Source organism: Streptomyces sp. WM6386, from assembly GCF_000972385.1.
GTDB lineage: Bacteria > Actinomycetota > Actinomycetes > Streptomycetales > Streptomycetaceae > Streptomyces.
This window is the reverse complement of sequence record NZ_JXTE01000041.1, coordinates 42,449-63,622: the sequence shown is the minus strand read 5'-3', so window position 1 is coordinate 63,622 and position 21,174 is coordinate 42,449. Positions and strand designations below refer to the sequence as shown.

19 protein-coding genes are annotated in these 21,174 nt (G+C 70.6%); 7 read left to right on the top strand and 12 right to left on the bottom strand.

Annotated elements, in window-relative coordinates:
* The first annotated feature begins 69 nt into the window (after positions 1–69).
* The 3 genes from TN53_RS24465 to TN53_RS24455 are packed head-to-tail and all read left to right on the top strand — an operon-like array spanning position 70 to position 2,987.
* Positions 70–732: a vWA domain-containing protein gene (locus TN53_RS24465; protein WP_046260775.1), complete on the top strand. Its 663-nt coding sequence runs from the start codon at positions 70–72 to the stop codon at positions 730–732.
* On the top strand, positions 726–1,649 hold the full coding sequence (locus TN53_RS24460) for a protein phosphatase 2C domain-containing protein (RefSeq protein WP_046260774.1): 924 nt from the start codon (positions 726–728) through the stop codon (positions 1,647–1,649). Before TN53_RS24465 ends, TN53_RS24460 begins: the two co-directional genes overlap by 7 nt.
* A 3-nt stretch (positions 1,650–1,652) precedes the next feature.
* Positions 1,653–2,987 carry a protein kinase domain-containing protein gene (locus TN53_RS24455; protein ID WP_046260773.1) on the top strand — a complete coding sequence of 445 codons (1,335 nt, stop codon included), beginning with the start codon at positions 1,653–1,655 and terminating at the stop codon, positions 2,985–2,987.
* 64 nt (positions 2,988–3,051) lie between these two features.
* On the opposite strand, the gene TN53_RS24450 is transcribed toward TN53_RS24455, so the two are convergent.
* The 3 genes from TN53_RS24450 to TN53_RS24440 all read right to left on the bottom strand — a co-directional run bounded on the left by TN53_RS24450 (position 3,052) and on the right by TN53_RS24440 (position 5,997).
* Positions 3,052–3,372 (bottom strand): hypothetical protein, encoded by a 321-nt coding sequence (locus TN53_RS24450; protein ID WP_046260772.1) that lies wholly within the window; start codon positions 3,370–3,372, stop codon positions 3,052–3,054.
* 26 nt (positions 3,373–3,398) lie between these two features.
* Positions 3,399–4,868, bottom strand: coding sequence for a hypothetical protein (locus TN53_RS24445; RefSeq protein ID WP_046260771.1), 1,470 nt, complete (start codon positions 4,866–4,868; stop codon positions 3,399–3,401).
* 61 nt (positions 4,869–4,929) lie between these two features.
* Positions 4,930–5,997, bottom strand: a complete 1,068-nt coding sequence (locus tag TN53_RS24440) for an ArsR/SmtB family transcription factor (protein WP_046260770.1) — start codon at positions 5,995–5,997, stop codon at positions 4,930–4,932.
* Between the two features lie 56 nt (positions 5,998–6,053).
* On the opposite strand from TN53_RS24440, the gene TN53_RS24435 reads away from it, so the two are divergent.
* Positions 6,054–7,337 (top strand): MFS transporter, encoded by a 1,284-nt coding sequence (locus TN53_RS24435; RefSeq protein WP_052745295.1) that lies wholly within the window; start codon positions 6,054–6,056, stop codon positions 7,335–7,337.
* A 48-nt stretch (positions 7,338–7,385) separates the two neighbouring features.
* Here the strand turns inward: TN53_RS24435 and TN53_RS24430 are convergent, their stop codons facing one another.
* On the bottom strand, positions 7,386–8,393 hold the full coding sequence (locus TN53_RS24430; RefSeq protein ID WP_046260769.1) for a ketopantoate reductase family protein: 1,008 nt from the start codon (positions 8,391–8,393) through the stop codon (positions 7,386–7,388).
* Between the two features lie 56 nt (positions 8,394–8,449).
* Here TN53_RS24430 and TN53_RS24425 point away from each other — a divergent pair, with 56 nt between their 5' ends.
* Complete coding sequence (locus tag TN53_RS24425) at positions 8,450–9,298, top strand: transglutaminase-like domain-containing protein (RefSeq protein ID WP_046260768.1); 849 nt, start codon at positions 8,450–8,452, stop codon at positions 9,296–9,298.
* Here TN53_RS24425 and TN53_RS24420 read toward each other — a convergent pair.
* A complete protein-coding gene (locus TN53_RS24420; protein ID WP_046260767.1) occupies positions 9,270–9,815 on the bottom strand; it encodes a DUF1697 domain-containing protein in 546 nt (181 codons plus the stop codon). The two genes, TN53_RS24425 and TN53_RS24420, sit on opposite strands and share 29 nt — an antisense overlap.
* Before the next feature lie 254 nt (positions 9,816–10,069).
* On the opposite strand from TN53_RS24420, the gene TN53_RS24415 reads away from it, so the two are divergent.
* Positions 10,070–12,334 (top strand): MMPL family transporter, encoded by a 2,265-nt coding sequence (locus tag TN53_RS24415; protein ID WP_046260766.1) that lies wholly within the window; start codon positions 10,070–10,072, stop codon positions 12,332–12,334.
* 198 nt (positions 12,335–12,532) lie between these two features.
* Here the strand turns inward: TN53_RS24415 and TN53_RS24410 are convergent, their stop codons facing one another.
* From TN53_RS24410 to TN53_RS24400, 3 genes are read right to left on the bottom strand one after another with little or no spacing between them, the layout of a single operon-like run.
* Positions 12,533–13,813 carry an ABC transporter substrate-binding protein gene (locus tag TN53_RS24410; RefSeq protein ID WP_046260765.1) on the bottom strand — a complete coding sequence of 427 codons (1,281 nt, stop codon included), beginning with the start codon at positions 13,811–13,813 and terminating at the stop codon, positions 12,533–12,535.
* Complete coding sequence (locus TN53_RS24405) at positions 13,813–14,646, bottom strand: carbohydrate ABC transporter permease (RefSeq protein WP_046260764.1); 834 nt, start codon at positions 14,644–14,646, stop codon at positions 13,813–13,815. Before TN53_RS24405 ends, TN53_RS24410 begins: the two co-directional genes overlap by 1 nt.
* Positions 14,643–15,578: a carbohydrate ABC transporter permease gene (locus tag TN53_RS24400; protein ID WP_046260763.1), complete on the bottom strand. Its 936-nt coding sequence runs from the start codon at positions 15,576–15,578 to the stop codon at positions 14,643–14,645. The genes TN53_RS24405 and TN53_RS24400 overlap by 4 nt, the downstream gene beginning before the upstream one ends.
* A gap of 233 nt (positions 15,579–15,811) precedes the next feature.
* Between TN53_RS24400 and TN53_RS24395 the strand changes: the two genes are divergently transcribed.
* Positions 15,812–16,675 carry a phosphotransferase enzyme family protein gene (locus TN53_RS24395; protein WP_046260762.1) on the top strand — a complete coding sequence of 288 codons (864 nt, stop codon included), beginning with the start codon at positions 15,812–15,814 and terminating at the stop codon, positions 16,673–16,675.
* A gap of 117 nt (positions 16,676–16,792) precedes the next feature.
* Here the strand turns inward: TN53_RS24395 and TN53_RS24390 are convergent, their stop codons facing one another.
* From TN53_RS24390 to TN53_RS24375, 4 genes are all read right to left on the bottom strand, one after another.
* Positions 16,793–17,515 carry a 3'-5' exonuclease gene (locus tag TN53_RS24390; protein ID WP_046260761.1) on the bottom strand — a complete coding sequence of 241 codons (723 nt, stop codon included), beginning with the start codon at positions 17,513–17,515 and terminating at the stop codon, positions 16,793–16,795.
* A gap of 97 nt (positions 17,516–17,612) precedes the next feature.
* Positions 17,613–18,884, bottom strand: a complete 1,272-nt coding sequence (locus TN53_RS24385; protein WP_199924644.1) for an SAV2148 family HEPN domain-containing protein — start codon at positions 18,882–18,884, stop codon at positions 17,613–17,615.
* A gap of 73 nt (positions 18,885–18,957) precedes the next feature.
* Positions 18,958–20,286, bottom strand: coding sequence for a copper amine oxidase (locus TN53_RS24380; protein ID WP_046260759.1), 1,329 nt, complete (start codon positions 20,284–20,286; stop codon positions 18,958–18,960).
* 56 nt (positions 20,287–20,342) lie between these two features.
* Positions 20,343–21,167 (bottom strand): hypothetical protein, encoded by an 825-nt coding sequence (locus TN53_RS24375; RefSeq protein ID WP_046260758.1) that lies wholly within the window; start codon positions 21,165–21,167, stop codon positions 20,343–20,345.
* Positions 21,168–21,174: the final 7 nt, after the last annotated feature.

The following is a 21,174-nucleotide window of genomic DNA, read 5'->3' as shown; positions in this document are numbered from 1 at the left end:
CCACACGACCGAATACTCCGACCGAACTCCCGGAAAGGACACGGAGTGAGTGACATTCCCGGCGGGCCCATGGCGAACCGGCCGGTCCACTTCATCTGGCTGCTCGACTGCTCGTACTCGATGCAGGGCGACAAGATCGCCAAGCTCAACTACGCGATCAGAGAGGCCGTTCCGGAGATGCGTGCGGTGGCGCACGACAACCCGGCGGCCCAGCTGCTGCTGCGGACCATCACCTTCTCCACCACGGCCAAGTGGCACCACCAGACCCCCGTCCCGGTCAACGACTTCACCTGGCAGGACGTCGAGGTGGACGGCATGACCAACCTCGGCGAGGCCCTCACCCTGGTCTCGCGGGAGCTGCAGAGCCCGCCGATGCCGCAGCGCGCGTTGAAGCCGGTGCTGGCGCTGGTGTCGGACGGCGGACCCACGGACGACTGGAAGGCGGGCCTCAAGGCAATCGACGCGACGCCGTGGGGCCGCAAGGCGGTCCGCGTGGCCATCGCGATCGGCCATGACGCGGACCGCGGCGTGCTCCAGGAGTTCCTCGGCAACCCGGAGATGCAGCCGCTGGACGCCAACAGTCCCAAACAACTGGCGGCGGCGATCCGTTGGGCGTCGACGGCGGCGGTCAAGGCGGCCTCGCAGCCGGTGGCGGGTTCGGCGGGCAATCTGACGAAGCAGCCGTACGCGCCGCCGGTACTCGACGACGACGATGACGACGACGTCTGGTGACGCTCGGGGTGCGGCGCTGGGACACGCTGGCCGACAGCGTCCAGGGCGCCAACAAGCGGCGCAACCAGGACTGGTACGCCTGTGAGGGCGCCGGCTCGGGCGAGTCTCCGCTGGTGCTGGCGGTGGCGGACGGGCATGGTTCGGCCGCCCACTCCCGCAGCGAGCTAGGTGCGCGGTTCGCCGTGGACCGGTTTCTGGGCCGGGCGGCCGAGTTCGGCCGGGCGGCCCGCGACTGCCATGAACCGGGGCGCCTGGCCCGGCTGATGACCTACGCCCGGGACGACTTCCCGCGCGCGCTGGTGCACGACTGGCGGGAGGCGGCCCTGGGCCACTGGTCCCGGCACCGCCCGGTCGCCGACGACGGGGCACAGGAACCCGAGCCGGACCGGAAGCTGGTGCTGTACGGCACCACCCTGATCGGCGCGGTGCTCATACCGGGGCTGTTCGTGGCCTGGCAGATCGGCGACGGTGATCTCGCGGTCGTCGAGCACGACGGCACACTGCGCCGGCCGCTGGCGCCTGTCGCCGAGGACCTCGGCGACGAGACGGAGTCGCTGTGCGGGCCACAGGCCTGGCAGGCGGTACGGATGTACTGGGCGCCGGTGTTCGACGAGGCGCGCACGCCCCGGCTGGTGGTGCTGTCGACGGACGGGCTGTCGAAGAGCTTCGCATCGGCCGACGGCTACCGGGAGTTCGTCGCCGGACTGGACGACCGGCTGGCGACGGAGGGCGGTCCGGGGGTGCGGGCGGTGCTGCCCGAGTGGCTTCGGCAGGCCTCGCAGTACTCCGGGGACGACACGACCCTGGCGGCCGCGCTGCGCCACTCGCCCGGGGGAGTCACACGGGACGACCCACCGGACACGGCGGAGCCGCCCTTGGACCTGCCCGTGGAAACGGAACAGAAGACGGAGATCTGACGGATGAGCGGCATGTTCGACAGCGGGACGCGGTTGGCCGCGGAGAACGGCGACGAGGTCGAGATCATCGACCTACTGGGCGCCGGCGGCCAGGGCGAGGTGTACCGGGTGCGGACGCCGGGCGGGGACAGGGCCCTGAAGTGGTACTACCCGACGTCGGCGACACCGGAGCAGGAGGCGATCGTACGGGAGCTGGTGACCAGGGACTTCGACGACAGCCGATTCCTGTGGCCGGAGGCCTATGTGGCGCACCGCGGTTCCTTCGGATATTTGATGGAGCTCAGGCCGGACCGCTTCAGGGGCCTGCCTGACCTCTTCCGGCGCCAACTGCGCACCAGCACACGTGCGTTGCTTACTGCCTGCCTGTATACCGTGGAGGCCTACCAGGCGCTGCACTCGCGAGGTATCGCCTACCGGGACATCTCCTGGGGCAACATCTTCTTCGATCCGGACACCGGTGACGTCCTGGTCTGCGACAACGACAACGCCGTGGTGGAGGGCGACACCAGCGGCATCTCGGGGACGATGAAGTTCATGGCCCCGGAGCTGGTGCGCGCCGACCCGGGCGCGCGCCCGGGCACCCAGTCCGACCTCCATTCGCTCGCCGTGCTGCTGTTCCTGCTGCTGATGAACCATCATCCCTTCGAGGGCAAGCGGGAGTTGGGCATCCACTGCCTCGACGAGGCGGCGGAGCGCAAGCTGTACGGGAAGAACCCGCTGTTCGTCTTCGATCCGGCGGACGACTCCAACGCGCCCGACCCGATGGAGCACACAACCGTGCTGGCCACATGGGACGCGGCCGCCGGGAAGCTGCAGGAGCTGTTCGTCCGGAGCTTCACGGCCGCTCTGCACGAACCGGCGCGGCGGGTGCGCGAGTCGGAGTGGCGGGACGCGCTACGGGCGGTGCTCGACTCGGTGGTGGAGTGTGCCTCCTGCGGGCGCCAGAACATGACGGAGCCGGGTGAGAACCCGCCGCCGCGGGCTTGCTGGGGGTGCGGCGGGCGGCTGGTGCTGCCGCCCCGGCTGACGGTGACGACGCCGCCGCCGCGGGCCGAGCACCACATCCGGCTGCGCCGGGCGGCCCGGGTGCAGGCGCACCATCTGCTGCCGGAGCCGACGCGGCACGACTGCTCGGACGCGAGCCTGGTCGCCGAACTCGTCGAACACCCCTCGAAGCCGGGCCGGTTCGGCATCGCGAACCGCTCCAAGGAGACCTGGACCGGCACCCGCTCCGACGGGACATCGCAGCAGATCGGCCCCGGCCAGACGGTGCCGCTGCGATCGGGCCTGGAGCTGGACCTCGGGGGCGGGGCGCAGGCGGTGGTGCGGGCCAAGTGACCATGCGGGGCGCCCTGTCAGGCGGGGGCGTCCCGCACGTCCGAGTAGCCCTGCGCGTCCCTCCTCACAAGCCGAGAGCGCGGCCGATCTCCTGAGCCAGCGCGAGCCCGCCGCTGCCCGTGGCAACGCCGATACCGATGGTCTCCAGGGCGGAGCGGATGCGACCCCGGTCGGGGCTCTGCCCGCCCTGTCCGGCACGGGCCAGCTCGCCCTGGACGATCTCCGCCTGAGGGACCAGTGCGGGGCTCTCGAGGCGCAGCCGGTCGACAAGCTGGCCGGCCAGGTGCAAGACGGCCGCAGCGTCTGTTCCATTGTTGATCTCGATACGGCCGTCGGGGCCGATGTTGCTCGGCCCGTTGACGTTGTTGATGTTGTACGTGGTCATGTGACTACTCCGGTTCCGGGCCCGGTTCAGGGATTGTTGGGCGGCGCCCCGCCACCCGGCCCCGAAGGCCCACTCCCCTGTGGTTGGTTCGGATGGTTGATCTGGCCGCCGGGGCCGATGTTGCTGGGGCCGTTGACGTTGTTGATGTTGTAGGTCTGCGTGTTGATGACCTGCTGGGCCTTGTCGAACGAGCTGGTGTCGACGTTGTGGTCCTTGAGGAAGCGCTCGGTCGCTATGAGGACGCCCTGCTGAAGCCGGTTCAGGAAGTCGGCCGCGTCGGTGCGCTCGTTGTAGCCCGCTTGTTCCCAGTCGCCGATCCTCTCGCGCAGGCTGTCGGGGGCACCGTAGTCGTAGATCACATGCTGGTCGGTAATGTCCCGGCGCACCTTCTTCAGGAACTTCTCGGAACGCCGCCGTGCACGGCCCCGCTCCCGGATGCGTCGCGGGGCACCGCGCAGTTCGGGCCAGGTGTGTGAGGTGGCGTACCTGACGAGGCTCCACCAGCGGTCGAAGGGGGCTACCGGAAGCCGGTCCAGCCGGTAGAAGCGGGCGCCGAGCGGCGGGATCGCGTAGACGGCGACTTCCCAGGTCAGGCTGGGGTGGTTGAGGATCGCCCGCAGGTACATGGAGACGATGAGCCGTCCGCCTTCGCCGACCCGTTCCAGGCACAGGTGGGTCCGCATGGCGGCGCCGGGGCTCTGCAGGCCCGCTTGGACAAGTTGCTTGGGAATCTGGGCGCACGGTCGGCGGGTGCGGTCGGGAACCAGATCCTGAAGCATGTACGCGTGGCTGGCGAGGACGTAGAGCCTGTTCCTGGCGCGCAGGCCGTCCAGGCCCGAGATGCTCTCCATCTGACGGGCCACGTACGTGTGGAGGTCGATGGCGTCGAAGGGGCGCATCTGGAGCTTGCCACCGCCGGGCGCATCGGCGGGCTTGCTGACGTCGATGGGCTGCCAGACGACTTCCCTGAGCTCGTGGCCGCTGCCCACGAACGGGTTGTCGAGGGCGGCCGCGTCGGCGTAGGGCAGGACGTTGGCACGTTTGAGTTCGTGCAGCCAGGCCTCGGCCTCGGGTTCCACGGGGGGAGCGAGCTTCTCCGACTTGTCCGGGTCCCGGAACACCTGCTGCGTCGCTGAACGGGCTTGGGACTCCGCGCGGTGGACCAGCCACCACGCGACCGCGAGGACGCCGAGCAGGCTGTAGATCCCGCTCTGGGCGACTGCACCATGACCGCTGACCAGTCCTCCGAGGACAACCAGCAGGGCGACCACCAACACGCCGCCGAGTACGGTCATTTGGCGGTCGAGCGCGGCGCGGCGGCGAACGGCTACGCGCGCGTGTCGGGCGAGGGCCACGAAGTTCACGCCCAGGGTCAGCCCGATCGCGTTCAGTCGGTCGCCGGTGAGGTCACGGTCGACCTGGTGGGCGAAGTCGTCGTCGAGGTGAGCCGACGCGCACAGCCGCCGGGTCACACCGTCCTTCCGGTACTGCGGCAACGAAGGTAACGCCCTGCCGACCACTCTGACCTGCCCTCCCGCCGTCCTCGCGGCTTTCACCCTAGGGACAACCAGCGCTGTTTGTCCCGGAGTTCAGGTGAGTCGCTGCCAGAGGAGTCAATCGCCTTGGCACAGGTCGCTCGCGCTGACGGCACAGTTCGTCCCCCAGGGCTGTCCGCCCGTACCGTACGACCCTCCCGCTGCGCGTCCTGCTGAGCAGTCCCGCGTCGTAGAGCACCGCGAGATGCTGGCTCACCGCGCCCGGGGTGACGTCCAGGCGGTGGGCCAGCTCGGTCGTCGAGGCGGGTTCCGACAGGAGCAGCAGGAGTCCGGCTCGCGGGCGGCCCAGCAGACGTGCCAGGGCGTCGTCGGTGACCGGGGGCGGTTTTTCGGAGAGAGTGGCGCGGCCGCGGGCCGGGTAGACGAGCGTCGGCGGGCGGTTGGGGTCGATCAGGGGCTGGGCGCCGCGGGCGAACATGGTCGGCAGCAGCACGAGGCCGCGCCCCGCGATGCTGGTGTCGCCCCACGGCGCCTGCTGCATGAAGTCCTGTGTGGACAGCGTCAGTCGGCCGTCGGTCCAGGAGAGTCTCCGGTCGAGGTCCTCGAACATCGCGCCGGCACCGTGCTCCGCCAACACCCGTCCGTAGTGGGCGAGATCGGCCTCCAGGATGCTCTGCACGCGGGGCCACCAGTCGGTGACCAGGCAGGTGTGCCAGTAGGCGGCGAGTGCGTCCGTGACCCGGGCGAGGAAGGCCTCCGGTTCGGCGAGCCCCCGGGCGACGACGGGCGGCAGCGCGTCCTCGGTCCGGTAGGCGGCACGGAAGTCGGTCTCCAGAACGTGCCGGGGCGTACGGCGGACCCGGTCCAGTTCGTCCGCGAAGACGGGGCGGGCCCGGTCGGGGCGCGGGGTGAGGAAGTCCGGCACCCACAGCCAGGGGGTGGTGAGGGCGGTGAGGAGTTCGTGGTCGAGGCCTGCGAGGCGGGGGCGCATCAGGCGCAGCCACGGCCGGTGGTGCGGGTAGCGGGCGGGGTCGTGCAGACAGCGCAGCGAGAACACCGTCTCCTGGAGCGGGGAGTACGCGAAGGAGGTGGTGGCGAGGTCGCCGACCTCGAAGCGGAACTCGATCATTGAGCACCACGCTAAATCATTGTCGGCGCGGGCCGGCCGCCGGGTGGGATGTCCGCATGACCACGACACCCGCCGCCGTGCCCGCCTCCACCGGCCAGGAGCTGCGTCCCTCGCGGCTGCCCACCGATCCGACGCTGCGCCGGGCCGCCCTGCTCACCGCCGTCAACTCCCTCGGCAACGGGCTCTACTTCCCGCTCGGCGTCCTCTATTTCACCCGCATCGTCGGCCTCGACGCGACCTCGGTGGGCCTCGGGATGACGGGCGCGGGCCTGGTCGGGGTGGCGGCCGGGGTGCCGGCGGGGCGGGCCGCGGACCGGTGGGGCGCCCGGCAGGTGGGGGCGTGGCTGTGGGCGGGGACGGGGGTGGCGACGGTCGCGTACGTCCTGGTGCAGTCGTATGTCGGGTTCCTTGTCGCGGTGGTCTGCGCGACGGGGCTGCAGATGGCGAGCCGCGGGGTGCAGGGCGCGATCTACGCCGATGTGCTGCCCGCGGCGACCCGGGTGGAGGCGCGGGCCTATCTGCGGATGGTGACGAACGTCTTCATGGGCGTGGGCGGCGTGTTCGGCGCGATCGCCCTCCAACTCGACACCCGTGGCGCCTATATGACGGTGATCGTGGTCAACGCTCTGTCGCTCGCGGGCCCCGCCCTGCTGCTCCCCCGGCTGCCGCTGGCACCGCACGCCCTGGAGCGGACGGCCCATGCGCAGGGTGCCCCGGCCGCCGACCGCTGGCGGGCGGTGCGCGACCTGCCGTTCCTCGGGGTGACCGTGCTGAACGCGATCCTGGTGGCGCAGTACACGCTGAGCGAGGTCGGGTTGCCGCTGTGGATCGTCGAGCGGACCGAGGCGCCGCGCTGGACGGCGGCCCTGCTGATGATCCTCAACTGTGTGCTGGTGGCCCTGCTCCAGGTGCGGGTGGCCCGCCGGGCGTCCCAAGTCCCGTCCGCGGTGCGGGCGATGGGCTTCTCGGGGCTGCTGCTCGCGGCGGCTTGTGCGGTGTACGCGCTGTCGGCGGGCCTGTCGCCGGTGTGGGCGGTGCTCGCGCTGAGTGTCGGCGCGGTGGTGCAGGTCTTCGCCGAGGTGCTGTCCGCGGCGGGCGGCTGGACGCTCGGCTACGAGCTCGCCGACTCCCGTGCCCACGGCGTGTACCAGGGGGTGTTCGGCGCGGGCACGTCGGCGGGCATGATGGCCGGCCCCGCGCTGGTCACGGTGACCGCGATCCAGCACGGTTCGGCGGGCTGGGTGCTGCTCGGCGTGCTGTTCGCGGCCGCGGGGCTGGCGGTGGCACCCGCCGTCCGCTGGGCGCAGCGCAACGGCGAGTGGCGCGGCGACAAGAGCTGACGTACCTCTCCTGTACCGGTCGAAGGGTCGCGCGGCACTGCTCGGTGTTCAGCGCTGCGCGTCGTCGGCCAGCCGCATCAGCTCGGCCACCGGCATCGACCCCGCCGCCCGGCGCTGGCGGGCGAAGGTGTTGGCGAGGCGCTGGAGCAGGTCGTTGAGCGGGGTCGGTACGCCGTGGAGGCGGCCGAGGAGGGCGATCTCGCCGTTGAGGTAGTCGGCCTCGATGGTGCCGGTGCCGCGGGTGAGGGACTGCCAGGAGGAGCCGCCGCCGCGCGGGGTGCCGTGGAGCGGGGCGAGGAAGACCTTGTCGCCGCGGACCGCCTTCTGCTCCTCGGTGCCCGCGTACGGGATCCCGGCGGCTGCGAGGACGGCCGCGCCCTCGGCCTTCACCCGCTCGAAGAGCGCCACCGCCTCCGTGCTCTCCATCGGCCCGGTGACGGCCTCCAGCGCGTTCCCGAGGTTGGCCAGCAGCTTGGCGTACTGCCAGCGCGCCACGTCCTGCGTGACGGGCGCTTCGAAGTGCGACTTCTCCAGGTCGGCGGCGACCCGCCGGGCGGTCTCGTCGGTGCCGTGCGGGTACCGGCCGAGGTGGAGGATGCCGGTGAGCGGACTGCCGGCGGCGCTGACGACGCCCGGTTCGATGTAGGTGCAGGGCAGCCATACGCAGACTCCGTACACGTTCCGGAAGACCCGCAGGGCGAGCCGCTGGCTCTCCACCCCGTTCTGGGCGCAGAGGAGCGGCAGCCGCTCGGCCGCCGTACCGCCGCCCGCGACCGGTGCCGGGCCCCAGGTCTGCAGGGCGGCCGCGCTGTCCTGGGTCTTCACGGCGAGGACGAGCACGTCGTCGGCGCGCAGCTCGCCGAGCCCGGCGGGTCCCTCGACGACCGGCAGCCGGTACGTCAGCTCGCCCTCCGGCACCCTGAGCCGCAGCCCGCCGTCCTCCAGTGCCGCGCGATGGGCGCCGCGCGCGACCAGCACGACCTCATGCCCCGCCCCCGCGAGCCGCCCACCGACCGTACCGCCGACCGCCCCTGCTCCGATGATGATGTAACGCATGGGACGAGCCTCGCACGCTTGACCTTGTCCTTGGGTAAAGGCCGAGGGTCGCGGCCATGGACGACTACCTGAGGCAGACGGTGTTCAGCGACCCGGGCGACCTGGACATCGGCGAGCTGCCGCACGGTCCGGCCGAACTGGCCCACCTGACAAGGAACCTGATCATCCATCGGGGCGAGTGCGAGCGCCTTGGCTACGCGGTCCCCGAGCAACGGCTGCACGGGGACGCGGAGTCGCGGTACGCCGGCGAGCTCCTGCGGATCCTGCGGGAGCGCGGCGACGCCCCGCTGACCGAGTCGCGGGCGCCCGGGGGCCGGTTCGTGGGCACCTGCCGGGACTTCGCCCTGCTGCACTGCTCGCTGCTCCGGGCGACGGGGACGCCCTCGCGGATCCGCGGCGGCTTCGCGACCTACTTCGTGGCGGGCTTCCACGAGTGCCACTGGGTCAGCGAGTACCGTCTGCCGGACGGGAGTTGGCGGCTGGTGGACCCACAGATACTGCACGAGTCGTACGACGTGCCCTTCGATCCGCTGGACGTGCCACGGGACCGTTTCCTCGTCGCGGCGAACGTCTGGCGGACCTGCCGTAAGGGTCGGATCGACCCCCGCACGTGCGGCTTCAGCCCGATCGAGCACCTGAGGGGGCTGTGGTACGTCCGGGCGCGGCTCCTGCAGGACCTGGCGGCCCTGAACGGGGTCGAACCGCTCCCCTGGGACGGCTGGGGCCCGCGGCAGATCATGGACGACGCGGACCTAACCGCCGAGGACCTCGCCCTGATGGACGCGGTCGCCGCGGGCGAGGTGGCCGGCGACGACCCGCGGCTGATCGTGCCGGGCACGATCACCTCGTACACCACCTATCGCGGCGTACGGCAGGTCACTCTGCGGTCATCTCCACCAGCTTGACGACGGTGTTCCAGTTGCGGGTGGTGGCGATCAGGCCCTTGTTCACGCGCGGTCTGGAGAGCTGTTCGGCGAGCTTGGAGCGGCCGAGGCCGACTGGCGTGTACAGGTACAGGGCGCGGTTGCCGAGCTTGAACTCCTCCGGGAGGAAGGTGCCTTGGTCGATGGCGGCGAAGCGGTCCGCGTCTACGGCTTCGGAGAAGTAGGTGACGTGGAGCTGCTTGGCCTCCAACTCCGCTGCCGGGAACGGGCAGTTGTCGGCGACGGCGGTGAGGTAGGCGTGGTCGCGGACGATCACGTCGACCGAGAACCCGAAGTGCTTCTCGACCGCGGCCGTGAGCTCGGCGGCGAGGGACCGCTCGTCGCCGTGGTCGCTGGTGAACACGGCCTGGCCGCTCTGGAGGTACGTGCGCACTCCGCCGTGCCCCAGGCCCTCCAGCAGCGTGCGGAGCTCCGCCATCGGGACCTTCTTGGCTCCGCCCACATTGATCCCGCGCAACAGCGCCGCATACGTCGTCATGGGCACACCCTAGGGCGGCCTCTCCCCGATGGCCTCCCCGCAGAGCCGCCGTTAGGTGTAAGGGTCACCCTCCTCCTCAGTGAGGAGGGTCCGGGGGGTCCGAGCGGACGATCCCGCCCACCTCACTTCACCAGGCAGAACGACGAGATGGCTTTATCCGCGCCATACCTTCGAATCGAACGGTGTGCGGCACGGGTCGCCATCGTCTGGTGGCGGCAGGGGGCCGTCACGTCGATCAAGGGGGCAAGCCCGTCATGGGGAACGGAGAAACACGCGTGCGGGGCCTCGCGGCCCGGGCCGGCGGCTGGAGCGCCCGGCATCGCTGGGCGGCGGTCGGCATCTGGGTGCTGTTCGTGGTCCTGGCGATGGGACTCGGTTCGGCGGCGGGCCGGGTCGACGTCGACGAGAGCGAAGGCCTGAAGGGCGAGACGCACACCGCCGCGACGATCATCAAGGACGCCGACATCGAGGAACCGGCCGGTGAGACGGTCCTCGTCCAGGCGAAGGGCAGCGGGCTGACGGCGACGGACGCCGAGTTCCGGGCCGCCGTGGACGCGGTCGTCAAGGCCGTCGACGCGACCGGGAAGGTCACGGACGTCCAGTCGCCGTACACCGCCGACACGATCTCGAAGGACGGCCGCAGCGCGCTGGTGCAGTTCGACATGCGCGGCGACGCGGAGACCGCGGCCGAGCGGGTCGAGCCGGTGCTGAACGCGGTCAAGAAGGTGCAGCAGGACCACTCCTCGGTACGGATCGAGGAGATCGGCAGCGCCAGCATGCAGAAGACGTTCGACGACGCGTTCGGCGACGACTTCGAGAAGGCCGAGTACTCCGCCCTGCCCGTGGCCCTCGGCATTCTGCTCGTGGCCTTCGGTGCCCTGGTGGCGGCGCTGGTGCCGGTGCTGCTGGCGATCACCGCGATCATGGCGACGATGGGTCTGATGGGCATCGTCAGCCATGTGATGCCGATGGGCGATGTCGCCAACTCGGTGATGCTGCTGGTCGGTCTGGCCGTCGGCGTCGACTACTGCCTGTTCTATCTGCGCCGTGAGCGCGAGGAGCGCGAGGCCGGCCGGGACGCCGAGACGGCCCTGCGCATAGCCGCCGCCACCAGTGGCCGCGCGATCATCGTCTCCGGTGTCACGGTGTGTGTGGCGATGGCCGGCATGCTCTTCACGGGGATCGCCGACTTCGAGGCGATGGGCCTGGCTTCGCTGATCGTCGTCGCTGTCGCCATGGTCGGTTCGGTGACCGTGCTGCCGGCGGTGCTGTCGCTGCTGGGCCACCGGGTCGAGAAGGGCAAGATCCCCTTCCTCCACCCGGAGAGCCGCCTTCGCCGCAACCGCGGGCGCGTCAACCGGGAGAGCCGGTTCTGGACGGCCGTCCTCGGCGGCGTGCTGAAGCGTCCCATGGTCTCGGTCGTCGTCGCGGCCGGTGTGCTGCTCGCGATCGCGGCTCCCGCGGTCGGCATGAAGACCCAGAACCTCACGCTGGACCAGGAGTTCGGCGACTCGCTGCCGATCGTGCAGACCTACGACCGGGTCAACGAGGCCTTCCCGGGCGGCTCGGAGCCCGCCGAGGTGATCGTCAAGGCGGACGACATCAACGCTGCGGAGGTGACGAACGCGCTGGCCGCCTTCAAGCAGGAGGCGATCGCCTCGGGTGCCTCGCGCGGCCCGGTGGAGATCAAGCTGCACGACGCGCAGAACCTCGCCTTCGTGTACGTCCCGCTGGTCGGCGGCTCCGACCTCGACAAGGCGGGCGAGAGCCTGGAGAAGCTGCGGGACGAGGTGCGGCCCGCCACGCTCGGCAAGGTGGACGGTCTGCAGGCGCCGATCACCGGACAGGTGGCCGGTTCGAACGACTTCAACGACCAGCTGACCGGCGCGGTCGTCCCGGTCTTCGCGTTCGTCGTGGTCTTCGCCTTCCTGCTGATGCTGCTGTCGTTCCGCTCGCTGACGATCGCGATCACCTCGATCGTGCTGAACCTGCTGTCGGTGGGTGCGGCGTACGGCATCCTCGTCGCCGTCTTCCAGCACGGCTGGGGCGCGTCCCTGGTGGGCGCGGAGGGTGTGGGCGCCATCATCAGCTGGCTGCCGCTGTTCCTCTTCGTGATCCTGTTCGGCCTGTCGATGGACTACCACGTGTTCGTGGTCTCCCGGATCCGCGAGGCCCGGCTGCGCGGCCGTACGACGAAGGACGCGATCCAGCACGGTGTGGTCACCACCGCCGGTGTCGTCACCAGTGCCGCGGTCATCATGGTCGCCGTGTTCGGGATCTTCGGCACGCTGTCCATGCAGTCCATGAAGCAGATGGGTGTGGGCCTGGCGGCCGCGGTGCTCATCGACGCGACGATCATCCGGGGTGTGCTGCTGCCCGCGGTCATGGCACTGCTCGGTGAGCGCAACTGGTATCTGCCGAAGTGGCTGAACCGGCTGCCGGACCTCACGCACGACGAGGCGCCCGAGGCCGTGGTGCAGTCGGCGCGGGACGACGAGGGCGATCGCGTCCCTGTCTGATTCCGCCCGTTGACTGAAGGCCCGTTGGTGTCCCGGGGGAACCAACGGGCCTTCGCCTGCCTCCTCTAGTCTCCGGTCGAACACGGTTGTTCGATCACGGGTTCCACCACGGGGTTCGATCACGGGGGAGGTCACCACATGGACAGGTGAGGCCTGTTGAAGGGCGTGCTGGCGGGGTCGCTCGACCACCGCATTGCCTCAGCGCTGATAGCGGGCGAGCACCAGATTGCCGTCCTTCTCCAGCCGCTCACGCAGCTCGTCGAGTCCGATCGCCCCGCTGTAGTACTCCTGGAAGGCGGGCGTGGCGACCTTGTCCTTCCACTCGGGGTAGCCGCGCACGGACTGGGCGGGAGCCGAGCGCAGCCGGCCGGCGAGCGCGGTCCCCGTGGCCCAGTCGTTCTTGCTGGTGCGCAGGGCCGGGTCCTTCAGTGCCTCGGCGCCGGTGGGCAGCATCCAGTCGCCCAGCGCGAGGCGCACCATGTTCTTCGGCTGGAGCAGGAAGTCGACGAACTCGACGGCCTCCTTCTTGTGGGGGCTGTCCTCAGCGACGGAGAGCGTCTGCGGGCTGACGCCCTGACTGAGTCCGTCGGCGCCGGCCGGGGCGGGCAGTACCTGCCAGTCGAAGCCCTTCGGTGCCTGCTGGACGATCTGCTGGCGGTAGGAGAAGCCGAGCGGGACCATCGCGTACTTGCCGCCGAAGAAGCCGGGCAGAGTGTCCGAGCCGCCGCTGCCGAGGGTGGTGGGCGAGGCGCTGTGGTCGGTGTTCGCCTGGTCGTGGACGGTGCGCGGCACGACCTGGTCGCCCTCCTGGAACCGGATCGTCACCTTGCCGTCGGAGCCCCGGTGGAAGAGCTGCCCGCCCGCCGACAGGGACAGGTTGAGCGTGGCCGAGACGGGCTCCTTGAGCGGCCAGGCGACGCCGTACTTCCCGTCGCCGCTCAACTCGTCGGTGATCTGCCGGAACTCCGGCCAGGTCCAGGGGTCGTCGGGTGTGGGGATCCGTACGCCGGACTCCTTCAGCCACGTGGCGTTGGCGATCAGCACCCGCGGTTCCTGGAGGAAGGGCACACCGTAGACACCGCCGCCGAAGGTCGTCGTGTCCCAACTCCGCTGCGGGATGTCCGACTTGAGCCGGGCGGGCAGCAGGTCGGTCAGGTCGGCGAGATAGCCGCCGTACGCGAAGTCCGCCAGGTCGTCGGAGGCGTCATGGATGATGTCCGGCGCCTCGCCGCCCTCGAAGGAGGTGAGGAGCTGGTCGTGGACGCTGTCCCAACTGCCCTGGACGTACTCGACCTTGGTGCCGGGGTGGGTCGCGTTCCACTCCTTCACCAGTTGCCGGTTCGCCTCGACGGACTCCTCCTGCCAGGCCAGGGACTGAAAGCGCAGGGTGACGGTGCCGTCGTCGTCGCTGTCACCGCCGCCGGTGCAGGAGGTGAGCAGCAGGGTCAGGCACAGGGCTGTAATCCATCGCCTTCGCATCAGCTCTTCACCGCCCCGGTCAGCATGCCGCTCGTGATCCGCCGCTGGATGAGGGCGAAGACGACCAGGGAGGGCAGGGTCGCCAGGAACGCGGCGGCGGCCAGCGGGCCCAGATCGGCGACGCCCTCCGCGCCGATGAAGTGGGTGAGGACGACCGGCAGGGTCTGTTTCTCCGGGGTCTTCAGCAGGACCAGCGCGAAGAAGAACTCGTTCCACGCCGTGATGAACGCGAACAGTGCCGTCGCCACGATCCCCGGCGCCAGCAGCGGCGCGGTCACCGACACCAGCGTCCGCAACTTCCCGGCCCCGTCGACGGCCGCCGCCTCCTCCAGTTCGACGGGCACCGCCCGGACGTAGCCGACGAGCATCCACAGCGCGAACGGCAGCGCCCACACGACGTACACCAGCACCAGCCCGAACAGCGAGTTGATCAGCTGAAGGTTCTTCAGCACGAGGAACAGCGGGATGATCACCAGCACCAGCGGGAACGCCTGGCTGACCACCACCCAGCCGGTCGCCGCCCGCGCGAACAGGGTGCGGTGCCGGGCCATGACGTACGCCAGCGGGGTCGCGATCAGTACGGCGACGAGGGCGGCGCCGAGCGCGGCGAGCAGGGAGTTGCCCGCGGCGCGCAGCAGGGGCTGTTCGTCGAAGGCCTGCCGGAAGTTGTCGAGGGTGGGGTCCTCGGGGATCCAGGTCGGGTGCAGACTGCCCAGTTCCCGGGGCGGCTTGAACGCGGTGGAGAGTAGCCAGAGGAACGGGAACGCGAGGAAGACGAGATACGCGAGCAGGGCGGCGTACTGTCCGACGCGGCCCGTGGTGCTGGTCCTCATGCCTCGCCACCGCCCCTGATCCGGCCCACCAGGAAGACGGCGAGGAGGAGGGAGATCACCGCGACCATCACGCATCCCATGGCCGCCGCGTACCCGAACTGCCCGTAGCGGAAGGCCTCCTCGTAGGCGAAGAGCATGGGCAGCCGGGTGCGGCCGCCGGGTCCGCCGCTGGTGAGCACGTACACGAGGGCGAAGGAGTTGAAGTTCCAGATCAGGTTGAGGGCGACCATGGCGAGGGCGACCGGCCTCAGAGCAGGCCAGGTGACCGTCCGAAAGCGCCGCCAGGCACCGGCTCCGTCGACCGCCGCCGCCTCGTGCAGTTCGCGCGGGGTGTTCTGCAGGCCCGCGAGCAGGGCGACCGTGGTGGTCGGCATGCCGGCCCAGATGCCGACGACGACCACCGCGGGCAGGGCGGTGCCCAGACCGCTGAGCCAGTCACGGCCGTCACCGAGGCCGAGGTCGCGAAGGGCCTCGTTGAGGACGCCGGCGTCCGGGTTGTAGACGAGGCGCCACATCACACCGACGACGACCTCGGGCATGGCCCACGGGATGATCGCCAGCGCCCGGGCCAGCCATCTCAGCCGCAGGTCCTGGTTGAGGAGCAGGGCGAGACCGAGGGCGAGCAGGAACTGCGGCACGGTCACCCCGACGGCCCACACCAGGCCGATCCGGAACGACTCCCAGAACAGCGTGTCGTGGAGCAGGTCCTGGAAGTTGAGGGTGCCGATCCACTGCGTGGACCGGGTCCGGCCGGACTGGGCGTCCGTGAACGCCAGCAGGATGCCGTACAGCAACGGCCCGACGCTCAGCACCAGGATGGGGATCAGCGCGGGCAGCACCAGGAACCAGGCCCCGCGGTCCACCACCCGCCGGTCCCCGCCGGCGCGTGGCGCACCCCGCGTCGACCGCTTGGTCACGGTCACCGTTGTCACGTGATCGGCTCCTTCGCACGGCTCGTGACGGGGACCGGCCAGGCCCCGCCCCCGGTGGGCCTCCGTCATGGTCGTGAAGGGGTTACGGGTCGTCAAGGCACCGCGCACACCGTCCGACCTGTACGAATGCGAGACTGGCCGACGGATGGCGGGAAGTCGACGCCGTGTGCACGAGCACATCGGCATATCCGGGACATCCGGCACGGACAGGGCCGAGGAGAGGGAGGCGGACGATGGACGAGGCACGGGCGCGGGACGTACTGGCCGCGGCGGGAGTGCTGCCCGGGCCGGCCGACGAGGCGCGGCTGCTCGCGCTGGGCGAGAACGCGGTGTTCGCCGCCGGTGACCTGGTCGTCAAGGTCGGCCGGGACGCCGAGCTCCTGGACCGGGCCCGCCGGGAGCTGGACATCGCGGTGTGGCTCGCCGAGGCGGGTGTGCCGGCGGTGCGGGCTGCCGAGCCGAAGGCGCTGCTCGTCGAGGGGCACCCGGTGACGGTGTGGCACCGGCTGCCCGATCCCGTACGGCCCGCCGAGCCCCGGGATTTGGCCGAACTCCTACGGGTGGTCCACGCTCTCCCCTCCCCCGCCTTCGCGCTTCCGCCCCGCGAGCTGCTGGGCGGGGTCGAGCGCTGGCTGCGTCTCGCGGGTGACGCGATCGACCCCGCGGACGCGGCGTACCTCCGACAGCGCCGGGACGGCTTCGCGGCGGCCGCGGCCGCACTCACCCCGCAGCTGCCGCCCGGCCCCATCCACGGCGACGCCCTCCCCCGCAATGTGCACATCGGCCCCGACGGCCCGGTCCTGGTGGACCTGGAGACGTTCTCCGCCGACCTGCGCGAGCACGACCTGGTGGTGATGGCCCTGTCCCGCGACCGCTACGGGATGCCCGCGGCGGCTTACGAGTCCTTCACCGAGGCGTACGGCTGGGACGTACGCGAGTGGGAGGGCTGCGGCGTGCTGCGGGGCGCCCGGGAGACGGCGAGCTGCGCCTGGGTGGCCCAGCACGCCCCGAGCAACCCGAAGGCGCTGGCCGAGTTCGAGCGACGGGTGGCGTCGTTGCGGGACGGGGACGAGACGGTGCGCTGGTATCCGTTCTGAGCCGGTCCCGCTGTTCGGGTCTCGCTGCTTCTCGCTGAGCGGGCCCCGCAGTGCCCGGTCCCGTTGTCTCGGGCCCGCTGTTCCGCTCCCGTTGAGCTCGACGCGCCGTACCGGAGCTCAGACCGTTTCGTCCGCCAACTCCCGCAGGGGCCACGTCCCGTCGACCACCGCGTCCGCCTCGCCCTTGCGGCGCAGGAAGCTCTGGAAGTCCGCCGCCCACTGCGCGTACCACTCGATCTGGCGGCGGTGCAGTTCCGCCGGGCCGAGAGAGGCGATCTTGGGGTGGCGGTCGGCTATCGCGTGGGCGAGCCGGGCCGCGGCGAGGGCGTCCGCCGAGGCGTTGTGGGCGGCGTCGAGCGGGACTCCGTACTCCCTGCAGACCGCTTCGAGGTTGCGCTTGCCGCGGCGGTAGCGGTCGACGGACCGGTCGATGGTGTACGGGTCGACGACCGGGGCCGGATCGACGCCGCCCAGGCGGTCCCGCAGCGAGGGCAGGCCGTGGCGGCGCAGCTCCGCCGAGAGCAGGGTCAGGTCGAAGGCCGCGTTGTAGGCGACGACCGGGACGCCCGTCTTCCAGTAGGTCGTCAGGACGTCGGCGATGGCGTCCGCGACCTGGTCGGCCGGGCGGCCCTCCGCGGCCGCACGTTCATTGCTGATCCCGTGGACCGCCACCGCGTCCGCGGGGATCTCCACGCCCGGGTCCGCCAGCCATTCGCGGTGCCCTATGGGCTGTCCCGCCCTGACCTCGATCACGGCCCCCGTGACGATGCGCGCCTCGCGCGGATCGGTTCCGGTCGTCTCCAGGTCGAAGCCGATCAGCAGCTCCTGGTGCCAGCCCATGCGGCGGCCCCCCTTCTTGGTGGTGCTTTCCCCCAGTGGTCTCCACGATCCCATGCGCCACTGACAATCAGAGGACCGCGTTCCGCTTACGGAACTTTCAGGACACCGGCCGTGAATCCACCCAAGACGTCTCGAACTCCTCGCGGTAGGTCGGGAAGAGTCCGCTGTCGTCGATCTCGCCCGGCTTGACCACCTTGTTCCCGTTGCGCAGCACCAGCACCGGCGCCTCCATGCCCCGCGACCGCCGCAGATAGGACTGCACGACCGCGACCCCGTCCGCGCCGTCCCCGTCGACGAGGTAGGCGGTGAAGCGCGGTGTCTCGTCGTAGACCTGGATCTCGAAGGCGCCCGGGTCGCGCAGCCGGGACCGCACCCGGCGCATGTGCAGGATGTTCATCTCGACGGCACGGCTCAACTCACCGCGCTTGATGCCGAGTTCACGCTCGCGCCGTTTGACGGCACTGGACGCCGGGTTCAGGAACAGCAGCCGCGCCCGGCACCCGGCCTCGGCGAGGCGCAACAGCCGGCGGCCGGAGAAGTTCTGCACGAGCAGGTTGAGGCCGATGCCGACGGCGTCGAGGCGGCGGGCGCCGCCGAAGATGTCCTCTGCGGGGAACTGGCGCAGCAGCCGCACCCGGTCGGAGTGGACGGCGACCACGTCCGCGTACCGGTCGCCGACGAGGTCCTCGACCGCGTCCACGGGGAGCCGGCGCGCGGACGGCACGTCGCCGCCGGCGCCGAGTATCTCCAGCAGTTTCGCCGAGGCCCGCTCGGCCTGCCCCAGGACGGCCTCGGACAGGGCCCGGTTGCGCGAGACGACGTTCCGGGTCACTTCCAGCTCGTCCAGGGCGAGTTCGACGTCCCGGCGCTCGTCGAAGTAGGGCTCGAAGCACGGCCAGTGCTGCACCATCAGCTCGCGCAGCTGCGGCAACGTGAGGAAGCTCAGGACATTGTCGTCGGCCGGGTCGAGCAAGTAGCCCTTGCGGCGGCTGACTTCGCGTACGGCGACCGCGCGCTGCACCCACTCCTGGCCGGCCGGTCCCGCGGCGGCGACCACCCAGTCGTCGCCGTGGACGGGTTCGTAGATGGGACGCAGAACAGCGGCCACGACCGCGCGCAGCCGCTGTTCGACGAGGTTCAGCCAGATGTAGGCCCGGCCGGCCCGCTGGGCGCGCGTACGCACCTCGCTCCAGGCGTCGGCGTCCCAGTCCAGCTCCGGCCCGATGGAGCCGGCGGCGTCCATGGGCCGGGCCAGCGACACCGTGCCGGGCGGGACGTCTGCGGAGTTCCCCTCGTGACCCTCGTCACCAGGGGGCAACTCCAGCCCTCCCGAGCCCACCCGCGCACCGCCTTCCGCTCCCCCGAGCACTGCCCCACCCAACGATCAAGGAAGGGTACTCCGGGAGCGGTCGGCGGTGCAGCCGGATGGACAGGGTCGTTTCTCAACTACCGCGGTTCCAGTCGCCGTTCTGCCCGGCGAGGGCGGCGGGAGTGAGCGGATTCATAGCCGTGACGTCGCGCGGGGCGATGGAGAAGCCCTGCCAGTGGACCGGCATCGGCTGCTGATCCTCGTCCCGGGCTATGTGATGGAAGCCGATGTTCATCCAGACCACGGGCTGGGTGAGGGTCTGCCCGTTCACGAACTTGTCGACGGAGGAACCCGATCCGGAGGCGCAGCCGGGCTGGTTCTCGCTGGCGTACTTCTCACAGCTCTTGTACTGGGTGAAGTACACGTCGTGCTTGGTGAAGGGGCGGCCGGAGTACTTGCTGGTGGGTCCGGGGACGAGCTCGTACGAACGCGGGTGGCCGTCCTTGTTCTTGCCCGCCGAACTCACCACGCGCCACCAGCGCATGTTCTTGCTGTCGCCCGCCAGTTCCTTGGTCACCGTGGTGCGGGTGGTCTTGGCGGTCGGGCCGTTGCCGGCGCCGGCCGGGGCGGTGACCTTCGAGTCGTACTGCTCGACCTTCGCCTTGGAGGAGCCGTCGAGGGCGAAGTCGAGCTTCCAGAAGACGTTGTGGCTGTGGCTGTCCGCCTTGGCCGCCGCGCCCTTGCCGATCGGCCAGCTGCGGCCGTCACCGGCGTCGTAGTCGTACGGCGAGAGGCTGCCGGTCGCGCCGACGTTCATGTGGACGGTGCCGTCGTCCTGGAAGCGCCACTCGGTGATGTACTCGTACCAGTCGACCTTGTTGACCGTGTAGACGAGCAGGTCCTTGCCCTGCGCCTGGTAGACCGTGTTGCCCTGCTCGTAGTTCATGAGGCGGTAGGCGTGGCCGCGGGTCTTGGTGGTGGTGCACAGGCCCTTGATGTTCGGGTCCTGGTAGTACGAGGTGTTCTTGACCTTGACCGTCTTGATCGTGCCGCCGGGGCACTCCGCGGCGGTCATGTTCATCAGACCGTCGCCGAAGTTGTACGTCGTCAGGTCGTTGTACTCGCTCCTGCCGTCGTCGTACGGCACGTGGATCTGGGCGAGCCTGGCGCTGTTGAGAACCTTGATCGGCTTGGTCTCGCCGGGCGGCTGGTAGGAGATGTCCTCCAGGACGATCCCGGCCTTGCTCTCGAAGCGCCAGCACATCCGCCAGGTCGTGCCGGAGGCGAGCTTCTTCTCGATCTGGTACGCCGTGCTGCAGTCGGCGGCCGCCGCCGCGGCGGGGGCGGCCTTCGGCTGGGCGGCGGCCGGGCCCGCACCGGTGGTCACGCCGGCCGCCAGGGCCATGACGGCGACACCCAGGAGCGTCCGCCTGCCGGCACGGCTCATTCTGTTCACGCGCATGAAGAAATGACTCCCTTACAGGAGGTGCGAATGGGAAAAGCGAACGGGTGGGCGGCTCAGCCGCGGACGATCTCGACGACCTTGCGGGTGCTCAGGTCGATGACCAGGTCCCGGGTGTCGATCCACGGTCCGTTCTTGACCTTCGGGGTCAGCGTCGCGCAGCGGTGCTCGCCGCAGGCCGTGAGAGCGGCGGGCCTGACCCCCGGGTTCGCCCTGAAGACCATGCTGTTCAGCTGGAGCTGGTCCGGCGAGGTGAGCTCCTTGCCGGTGGCGTCCTTGTAGTCGCCCTTCAGCCCCGCGGACAGCGGGTCGGCGAGCAGCAGTCGGGCCGCCTCGGCCGTCTCGGCCCGGCTCAGCGGCGGCTGTACGCCGTGGCTGGTGGAGGTCCCCACGACCTTGCCGGTGTCGAGATCGACGGTCCGGGTGACGAGGGTGTCGTCCTTGTAGTCGTAGTACGTCACGTCTGCGCGCCGCGGCGCGTTCGCGTCGTCCAGCTCGCTCGCCCCGGGGTCGGCGAGGTCGATGCCGAGCTGCTGCGGTCCGCGGTCCCCGTCGACGTCCTCACTGGCGTTGAACAGCTGCCGGTTGAGGGCGAGTTTCGCGACCCGCTCCATCTCGTCGTCGGTCAGCGGGTCGCGGCCCTTGCCCTTGTCGCCCTCGGCGGGGGCTTCCTCGACGACGCCCGGCGCGGCGGCCGCACCCTGGGTCTCCTGGTCCTGCTGCTGCCCGGCGGCCGCCTGCCCGCCCCCCTTGGTTCCTCCCGTTTCGTCGGCCCCGGCCGTGCCCGGCAGGGTGATTCCGACCATCACGGCGGTCGAGGCCACCGCGATGGCCGCACCGGCCACCACCTTGCCAAGGTGGCGGCGCACTATTTCGCGCACGTCTTTC

What these genes read in the sequence shown, in the direction of transcription:
- TN53_RS24415 (WP_046260766.1), top strand. Translation starts at nt 10,070, where the DNA reads ATGGGGAACGGAGAAACACGCGTGCGGGGCCTCGCGGCCCGGGCCGGC.
- TN53_RS24465 (WP_046260775.1), top strand. Translation starts at nt 70, where the DNA reads ATGGCGAACCGGCCGGTCCACTTCATCTGGCTGCTCGACTGCTCGTAC.
- TN53_RS24450 (WP_046260772.1), bottom strand. Translation starts at nt 3,372, where the DNA reads ATGACCACGTACAACATCAACAACGTCAACGGGCCGAGCAACATCGGC.
- TN53_RS24435 (WP_052745295.1), top strand. Translation starts at nt 6,054, where the DNA reads ATGACCACGACACCCGCCGCCGTGCCCGCCTCCACCGGCCAGGAGCTG.
- TN53_RS24455 (WP_046260773.1), top strand. Translation starts at nt 1,653, where the DNA reads ATGAGCGGCATGTTCGACAGCGGGACGCGGTTGGCCGCGGAGAACGGC.
- TN53_RS24380 (WP_046260759.1), bottom strand. Translation starts at nt 20,286, where the DNA reads ATGCGCGTGAACAGAATGAGCCGTGCCGGCAGGCGGACGCTCCTGGGT.
- TN53_RS24440 (WP_046260770.1), bottom strand. Translation starts at nt 5,997, where the DNA reads ATGATCGAGTTCCGCTTCGAGGTCGGCGACCTCGCCACCACCTCCTTC.
- TN53_RS24425 (WP_046260768.1), top strand. Translation starts at nt 8,450, where the DNA reads ATGGACGACTACCTGAGGCAGACGGTGTTCAGCGACCCGGGCGACCTG.
- TN53_RS24390 (WP_046260761.1), bottom strand. Translation starts at nt 17,515, where the DNA reads ATGGGCTGGCACCAGGAGCTGCTGATCGGCTTCGACCTGGAGACGACC.
- TN53_RS24430 (WP_046260769.1), bottom strand. Translation starts at nt 8,393, where the DNA reads ATGCGTTACATCATCATCGGAGCAGGGGCGGTCGGCGGTACGGTCGGT.
- TN53_RS24405 (WP_046260764.1), bottom strand. Translation starts at nt 14,646, where the DNA reads ATGAGGACCAGCACCACGGGCCGCGTCGGACAGTACGCCGCCCTGCTC.
- TN53_RS24395 (WP_046260762.1), top strand. Translation starts at nt 15,812, where the DNA reads ATGGACGAGGCACGGGCGCGGGACGTACTGGCCGCGGCGGGAGTGCTG.
- TN53_RS24420 (WP_046260767.1), bottom strand. Translation starts at nt 9,815, where the DNA reads ATGACGACGTATGCGGCGCTGTTGCGCGGGATCAATGTGGGCGGAGCC.
- TN53_RS24410 (WP_046260765.1), bottom strand. Translation starts at nt 13,813, where the DNA reads ATGCGAAGGCGATGGATTACAGCCCTGTGCCTGACCCTGCTGCTCACC.